Annotated in this window: 3 protein-coding genes; all 3 read left to right on the top strand. The window is 40.3% G+C overall.

Translation table 11 applies throughout. The features are described from left to right. Positions 1-6: 6 nt before the first annotated feature. The 3 genes from B3B27_RS01850 to B3B27_RS01860 all read left to right on the top strand — a co-directional run bounded on the left by B3B27_RS01850 (position 7) and on the right by B3B27_RS01860 (position 8,382). The gene (locus B3B27_RS01850; protein ID WP_286845182.1) at positions 7-3,402 is read left to right on the top strand and encodes a SusC/RagA family TonB-linked outer membrane protein; all 3,396 of its coding nucleotides are present in this window, start codon (positions 7-9) and stop codon (positions 3,400-3,402) included. 20 nt (positions 3,403-3,422) lie between these two features. After that, positions 3,423-5,183 (top strand): RagB/SusD family nutrient uptake outer membrane protein, encoded by a 1,761-nt coding sequence (locus B3B27_RS01855; RefSeq protein WP_286846762.1) that lies wholly within the window; start codon positions 3,423-3,425, stop codon positions 5,181-5,183. Between the two features lie 205 nt (positions 5,184-5,388). Next, the gene (locus B3B27_RS01860) at positions 5,389-8,382 is read left to right on the top strand and encodes a glycoside hydrolase domain-containing protein (RefSeq protein ID WP_286833509.1); all 2,994 of its coding nucleotides are present in this window, start codon (positions 5,389-5,391) and stop codon (positions 8,380-8,382) included. Positions 8,383-8,443 lie beyond the last annotated feature (61 nt).

The raw sequence follows: 8,443 nt of genomic DNA on the forward strand, positions 1-8,443 counted from the left end.
TAATTTATGAGGCAAAAACAATTATTAAAGGCAGGTTCAATAGTGAAGCTTCTCATGGTTTCGCTTTTGATGTTTGTTACAAGTCAGGTCTTCGCACAAATTACCATTAATGTGCGAAACAGACCTTTACGCGAAACTTTGAAAGAGATTGAAAAGGTGAGCGAATACAAGTTTTTTTACAATGAGTCGCTTAAGGGGTTAGAGAAAAAAAGCACCACCAGGGTAACTAATTCCGGTATTGACGTTGTTATGCAACAATTACTTGCAGGAACAAATATTACGTACAGAAAGAATGAAAACAACATTATTGTATTAATTGAAAAAGATAATGTTAGTCAAAAAAGTATCACTGAAGATCAAAATAAAAAAACAGCCATTAAAGGCCATATTGTTGATGCTGCCGGAGAACCGATCATCGGCGCAACAATTATTGAAAAAGAAAATCCATCGAATGGAACAGTCACCAATATGGATGGTGATTTTACTCTCGAAGTGTCTTCCGGTAGTATATTGATTGTTTCATACATTGGTTATCGAAACGAAGAGGTGCCTGTAAGCGGGCGCTCATCCTTCAACATCACGATGCAGGAAGATACAAAAACATTGGAAGAATTGGTAGTTGTAGGGTATGGGGTGCAAAAAAAAATCAACCTGACCGGTTCGGTAACATCCATTAATACAGATGATATTAAAGACCGTGTTCAGCCCAATGTTCTGTCAGCCATCCAAGGTGCGGCTGCAGGTGTTACGGTTATATCCCGTCCGGGACAAACGCCCAGTATTAATTTTCGTGGACGAGGAAATCTGGGAACCTCAGCACCTCTATATGTAATTGATGGAGCTATATCTGACGCTTCGTTTTTTGCGAACTTAGATCCAAACAGTATCGAATCAATCTCTTTTCTGAAAGATGCTGCTTCATCGGCAATTTATGGATCACGTGCCGCCTACGGAGTTGTATTAGTAACCACAAGACAGGGAAAACAGGGCAACGTAAATGTCTCTTATAGCGGATATTACGGATTTAAAACGCCTACATACGAACCTAAATACGTAAACTCATGGGAATATGCCGAACTTTTCAACGAAGCAAAATTCAATTCTAATCCGGCGGGAGGGAAAAACCAGGGATTTTCAGATGATGAAATTAAATGGTTTAAAGATGGTAGCAAACCAGATCTGTATCCGAACACAAACTGGGCAGATCTAATTTTCAAGGATTATGCACCAACGACCCAGCACTCATTAAGCTTTAACGGTGGAAGCGAAAAGATCAGATATTATACAGGGTTGGGATATTTATATGACACCGAAAGCTTTAAGAACCGGAACAATCAACGATATAATCTGAATCTGAATGTTTCTTCAGATTTAACAAGCTGGCTTACTTTCAATGGGAAAGTGAAATATATTCAACGTACCAGACGAGTTGATGGAGGAACCCCATCAATGGCCAACATGTTGATAGTACCATCAACTTTTGTAGCAAAGCAATCTAACGGCGATTGGGGATCTATAAATGCAGGACAGCTGGCAAGCGGTACATTTATCGGCGGCAACCCGTTGCGTTCTTACGGTGACAGGAGTTGGTCGGAAAATAAAACCACCAATTCAATGTTCGAGATAGGAGTGGACCTCAAGCCTTTAAAAGATCTGATTATTTCAGCGCAAGGGGTATATCAGAATACTGAATATAAAGGTAAAAGCTATAGCGGCACAAGAGACCTGGTTCCCAACTACTTATCTCCAGGCACAATGGTTAACGGTTCGGGTAATACACAAAATATCATGAATATGGACTGGAACAGCAACATGTGGCTGAACTATACAACTACTGCTAATTACAGTCATAAAAAAGATATTCACGATTTAACATTTTTACTCGGAAGCTCATATGAGCAATACAAATATGAAGCTCTCAACGGATCTCGTGAAAATTTTCCCGCTGACACCTTTACCGACATGTCTGCCGGAGCTACTTCCGGGCCTAATTACAAAAACTCTTCAGGCTCAACAGAAAATAAGATGCTTTCCTACTTTTCTCGCATTACCTACTCTCTGTCTGACCGCTATTTGGTGGAAGCGAACTTCAGAGCTGATGCCTCGTCTCGTTTTCACAAAGACAACCGTTGGGGTTACTTCCCATCATTTTCTGCCGGATGGAGAATTAGTGAGGAAACATTTATGAAGGAAACAAGAAGCTGGCTCGACAATCTTAAACTAAGGGTATCTTACGGTTCACTGGGCAACATCAATAATGTGGGTAATTATGACTATTTTCAAAACTATGCATCAAATTCAAACTACACATTTGATAACACCCCCGTTAAGGGAATCAGAGAGTCAAAGCCTGCAAACGAAAAACTGGGATGGGAGAAAGTCACCATGTCCGACATCGGGCTTGATGCAGACTTCTGGAACGGAAAGCTGAGAGCAACTGCCGATTACTACATTAAAAAAACCAGCGACATCCTGCTTGGGTATAATGTGCCGTGGGAGACCGGCATAAGCAACCCCCCATCTCAAAATATAGCAAAAGTACGAAACAAAGGTTTCGAGTTTACACTTAACCATCAAAATACTATCGGTAAAATAAGCTATGTAATTGGAGGAAATGTTTCTATTAATAATAACCGCATTATTGATTTGGCAACATCTAAAGACATTATCAGCAATATGCCTCACGGTGTCGGAAAATATATTCTAAGGGAAGGAGAGTCTATAGGGTCTTTCTATGGATTTAAAACTGATGGATTGTACACACAGTCCGACATTGACAATTCTGAATACTATAAGTATGGGAACGTAGTGCCTAATGCAGGTGACATAAAATTTATTCCGCAACGAGATATAAAATATAAAGAATCGATAACAAATGATGACCGCGCCATTATTGGCAATGATGTACCCAACATTACTTATGGATTGAATATGAGTGTAATATACCGAAACTTCGATTTATCAGTTTTCGGCCAAGGCATAAACGGAACGAACGTTGCATTTGAAGTATATCAACTTCACCCGTTCTTCCACGGACAAGACAACCCAAGAAGGTTTCACATGAAGCGCTGGACAGAATCCAATCCTGACCAGTACGCCATTTACCCAAGAATTTATGATGCAAGCGATCCACATACATCTTACAACAGAGCATTCAGTTCTTACAGCTTGTACAACTCTGACTATTTTCGCATAAAAACCATCACGCTTGGTTATTTAGTACCCAAAAGTGCACTTTCAAAACTCAATATGAACTCTATGAAGTTTTTCCTGACAGGTGAGAACTTGTTGACTATTCGCGCCGACAAAAAAATGAAAGATTTTGATCCCGAAACGGCAGGAAGTGTTGTATCTGCGTTAGGAACAAAATCTATGGCATTAGGTGTAAACTTCTCATTTTAATGATTAATAAAATAATGAATATGAAACTACAAATAAATAAAATCCTTGCACTGCTTGTATTAGCTGCTTTTTTTACGGCATGCGACCTGGAAGTAGTACCTCCCGCCGAAATATCTGCTGAAAGTTTCTGGGAAACAGAAAAAGATGCATGGTACGCACTTAATAGTTGCTACTCTTCAATGAAAGCAATGGATATATGGGATGAAATGTGTACGGATAACGCCCATAGCCACAAACCATGGGAAGGTAATTTCGAGTTGGTTCAACAAAACGGAATCAGTACAGCAGCAACGTACGGAGACTACAGTTTTGAAAGTATACGTTTAGCAAATAACTTCCTGAAAAACGTTGATAACTGTGAAATGAATGAAAACATAAAAAACCGTATGAAGGCGGAAGCACGCTTTTTCAGAGCATTTGCATATTTGGAATTGACGCAATATTACGGTAAGGTTGCCATAATAACTGATTTGATGACCTACAACGCCGAGAATGTACACCGCGATCCAGTAGAAAAAGTACGCTCTTTCATATTAGATGAATTAGAGGAGATTTCCAAAATTCTCCCCGAGAAATATTCTGGTGGTTATATGAATGAATCGGGACGAATAACACGTTACGGAGCTTTAGCCTTGCGGGCCCGGGCAGCTTTGTATTTCAAGAATTACGCTGAAGCAGAAAAATCGGCCAAGGAGGTAATGGATAGTGGCAAACACTCCTTGTTCCGTATGACTGGAGCATTAGATGATGCACAAAAAAAGGAAGCCCTGGAGATGGATCTGTATGTTGATTTTAACGAACTGGGTATCGATAAAGAAAAGTTTATACGCGGTATGTTCAGCTATGAAACACTTTGGCAAAAAGAGAATGCCAGCCCATCAAACCCGGAGTATGTGGTTACACGAGAATACATGGCTGATGCAAACAACTACGACTGGTCACGTTACACCTACATGATTCCTATGTCAATGTCTATCCATCACGGTTATTCATCATTTGAACCTATGCAAGACTTGGTAGACGCGTATTGGAAAGTTGATGGAAAAACTATGCAGAACAGAATTTCTGCCGACCAGAGAGCAGAAGACTTTAAAGCAATATGGAATCATGCCAAGGATTTGTCTACAGATGATTATAAGTTATTCGCGACAAGCAATGAGCTAATGACGTATAATTACATGAAAGAATTTAAAAATAGAGACAGCCGCTTATATGTGACACTTATGTTCCCCTTCAAGGGATGGCACGGTTCACCAAAAGGCGAATTTTATTACAAATGGGATCCCTCTGTGATTGATAGAAACGGAAATGAATCCTGGACCGGGTTCAGCTATCGTAAGATGGTTTCAATAAATCCATGGGACAGGTTCGGCTCATCAGATGATTATCCGACAATTCGCTACGCCGAAGTATTATTAACGTTTGCTGAAGCTCATTTGATGAACGCGAGTTACGACTCCGATGTTCGTGCTGCGCTAAATGAAATTCGCGACCGTTGCGGTATGCCTGAGGTACCTGTAAACCTGACAAAGGAACAAGCTATTGAATTCTTGCGCAACGAACGTCGCATTGAACTTGCCGTTGAGGGTCATCGTTACGATGATGTGCGCCGTTACGGAAGTGAGTATTGCAACAAGCACCTCAATGGGCCCTCATATGCTCCCGACGGAAGTGTGGTCATTAACAAAACCTGGGACGACCGGTTATTATTGATGCCGATACCCACTGGTGCCATTGACGTGAATCCACTGTTGAAAGACGATCAGAATCCTGGATATTAAAATCAGCAATCAAATGACAAAGGCCTGTTTTTAACAATAGGCCTTTGTCTAATATAAATATGTAAAATAATCGCCATGTAATTTTTTTACTTAATAATCCATGTTGTCGAATTAAATAAACAGTTAATTAATTATATTTGCGGCAAATAATTAAACAGTTAAAATTGATAGTTAAATAAGCACCTAACACTTGAAAACAAAACAAATGAAAAAAAAATTTCTTTTTCTTTTAATTCTACATTTAATCATTTTTGGAAAATCATTCTCTCAAGATGGGGATAGTCAATACATGCCATATGCCCCAGATGGAATTCCTTTTGTTGTTTCTGACACACTTTGGCGCGCCGACGGATATGGTAATCATCGGGCCATTGTATCCTTTAACAGTCTTGAAAACACTAATGCAGTATATGTAAAGTTACCCTGGAGGCGACCGGATATGCGGCCCGAAACAAAAAAAATTATCGTGATCAATTCCGAAACCGGGAATGAAATAAAAAACATCTCCATCACTGAGTTTTCATCTGAATCAGGTACTGTTGTCTTTGAGCCGGATGCAGCATCTGCAGTATATTATATCTACTATATGCCATACAGATATCGAAAAGGATGGAACGACGCCCGTTATGGAGAACCATGGAACGATTACCTGCCTCCGGTATATGAAGCGGACAAAGGATGGCTCTCCTCCCTGCCAAAAAACATTGAAACATTACCCAAAGCCGGGTTGATACGATTCGAAAGTCGTTCACGTTTCGACTTTTTCACACCTATGGGATGTATTGCTACTCAAAAAGAGATGGATAGCTTACGTAATGAACATGTCGGGAATCCAATTATTTTTACAGAAGACAGGGCATTCCCAATCCGCCTTACGAATCAAATTCCTGCACACTGGACAAAAAATGTAATTTCAGAAAGTTTCTCCGGAAGAGCCATGCGCAATGAATATTATGTTTGGCAGATCGGCTTGTGGGCAGCACATCAGGAAGTTAAAAACGTTCGGCTTATATTCAGCGATTTCACGAATAATAGTGATCGAATCTCAAAAAAAGAGGTAACTTGCTTCAATCAGGAAGGAGTTAACTGGGATGGCAACCCTCTAACATTTACTGTAAATGTTCCTAAAGACAAAGTTCAGGCTTTATGGTGTGGTATCCAGATTCCCGAAAATGCAAAACCAGGTTTTTATAAAGGTGTTGTAACATTGACTGCCGATGGAATTTCACCGCGAAGCATCCCGGTGCAAATTGAAGTAGTAGAAGAGATCCTTGCAGATAAAGGGGATGGCGACTTATGGAGGCATGCACGCCTGCGTTGGCTAAATTCGCGGATAGGAGAAGATAATCTTCCTGTTTATCCATACAAACCAATGACAATAGACGGCAACACAATTACCGCTACCGATAAAAAAATAACCATTGCCAAAAACGGCCTCCCCTCATCCATTAAAATCAACAATAAGCAGGTTCTGGAAAAACCGCTAAAGTTCCTTATTGAAACTGATAAGGAAATAATTGAATTTAACGCCACCAATACTTCCTTACACAAAGAGGCCGATGGATTGATAAAGTGGACTTCCTCATCGTCACAAAAAAACATCCTATTCAATTGCTCCGCATATATGGAATATGATGGATATATACGTTTTAATATTCAATTATCAGCAAACACTCCGATAACGGTAAAAAACATTAAACTTATATCTGTTTATACTCCCTATGCTTCTGAATATTTCATGGGGACGGGCTTTGAAGGGGGATCACGGCCCGTAAGCCACAGCTGGGACTGGGAAGGGCCCTGGGATAGTTATTGGATGGGAAATGACAAGGCTGGGCTTCATGTGGAATTTCGGGGCTCGGGTTATAATGGCCCATTATTGAACGATTACAAACCTGCTCCACCACAGACATGGTCGAACAACGGGCATGGTTCAATATCAGTAACAGGCTCAAAAGGAAAGCGGGCGACAGTTATTGCCCAAACCGGTATGGATACCATCTCATCTGAGATAAAAGATTTTGAATTTGCATTGCTTATCACACCAGTAAAGCCTGTAAATACAGCAAAACACTTCTCGGAAAGATACTACCACAGTAAACCAGCCGGATTCGACAAAGCAGCGGAAGAAGGAGCTAATATTGCCAATATACATCATGCCCAGAACCTCAATCCGGTAATAAACTACCCATTCATAGTCCGCGACTCACTCATTGACTTTATAGCTCATCAGCATCAGTTCAATAGAAAGGTCAAAATATATTATACTATACGAGAGTTAAGTAATTACACAACGGAAATATTTGCTCTAAAAAGCTTAAATCACGAAATTTTTCCCGGTGGCCGGGGATATGGTGTTCCATGGCTGTGCGAGCAACTGATAGATGATTACAAACCAGCCTGGTACACCGAACTGCCCAACGAAACATCAGATGCGGCATTGGTGCTCAACGGGTTCTCGCGATGGATAAATTATTACCTGGAAGGGTTACGCTGGATGTTTGAAAACTACAAACTAGACGGAATTTATATGGATGATGTATCTTTCGACAGAAATGTTATGAAACGCATGAGAAAAATCATTCAGGAATATCGTCCGGGAGCACTTGTAGACCTACACTCCAACACATGGTATTCTGTTGGCCCCGCAAATCAATATACCGATTTTTTCCCCTATATAGATCGATTATGGTTCGGCGAAAGTTTCAAATACAATCAAATGACCCCTGACGAATGGTTTGTCACCTTCTCAGGCATACCATTCGGACAAATGAGCGAGATGTTGCAGGATGGGGGAAATCGTTTCCTGGGAATGGTCTATGGAACTACCGCCCGTCATTCATATAGCAAATATTCACCGGCACCAGTATGGTCTCTTTGGAAATCATTCAGCATTGAAGATGCCAGAATGCTGGGATACTGGGATGAAGATTGTCCCGTAAAAACATCATCTGATAACGTAAAAGCAACCGCATACGTAAAACCGGGAAAAGTATTGATTTCTATCGGCAACTTCGGTGATGACGATACCGAAGTGAAACTTAAATTCGACTGGAAATTGTTACGTATGAATCCGTCAAAATGTTCTTTGTCGGCACCTGATGTAGAAGATTTTCAAAAAGGCGGTAACTTCAACCTAAACGATTCTTTTTCTGTAAAGAGCAAGGAAGGGCTGCTTCTTATATTATCTGAAAATTAATAAACGTCAATTATTATAAAAACTTATTTATGGTTACAGATTAAAAACCTCGTTGCCGCAT

The sequence above is a fragment of the Proteiniphilum sp. UBA5463 genome (assembly GCF_002427225.1).
Lineage (GTDB): Bacteria > Bacteroidota > Bacteroidia > Bacteroidales > Dysgonomonadaceae > Proteiniphilum > Proteiniphilum propionicum.

Coding starts and splice junctions, on each gene's coding strand:
- B3B27_RS01850 (WP_286845182.1), top strand. CDS start 7: ATGAGGCAAAAACAATTATTAAAGGCAGGTTCAATAGTGAAGCTTCTC.
- B3B27_RS01855 (WP_286846762.1), top strand. CDS start 3,423: ATGAAACTACAAATAAATAAAATCCTTGCACTGCTTGTATTAGCTGCT.
- B3B27_RS01860 (WP_286833509.1), top strand. CDS start 5,389: ATGAAAAAAAAATTTCTTTTTCTTTTAATTCTACATTTAATCATTTTT.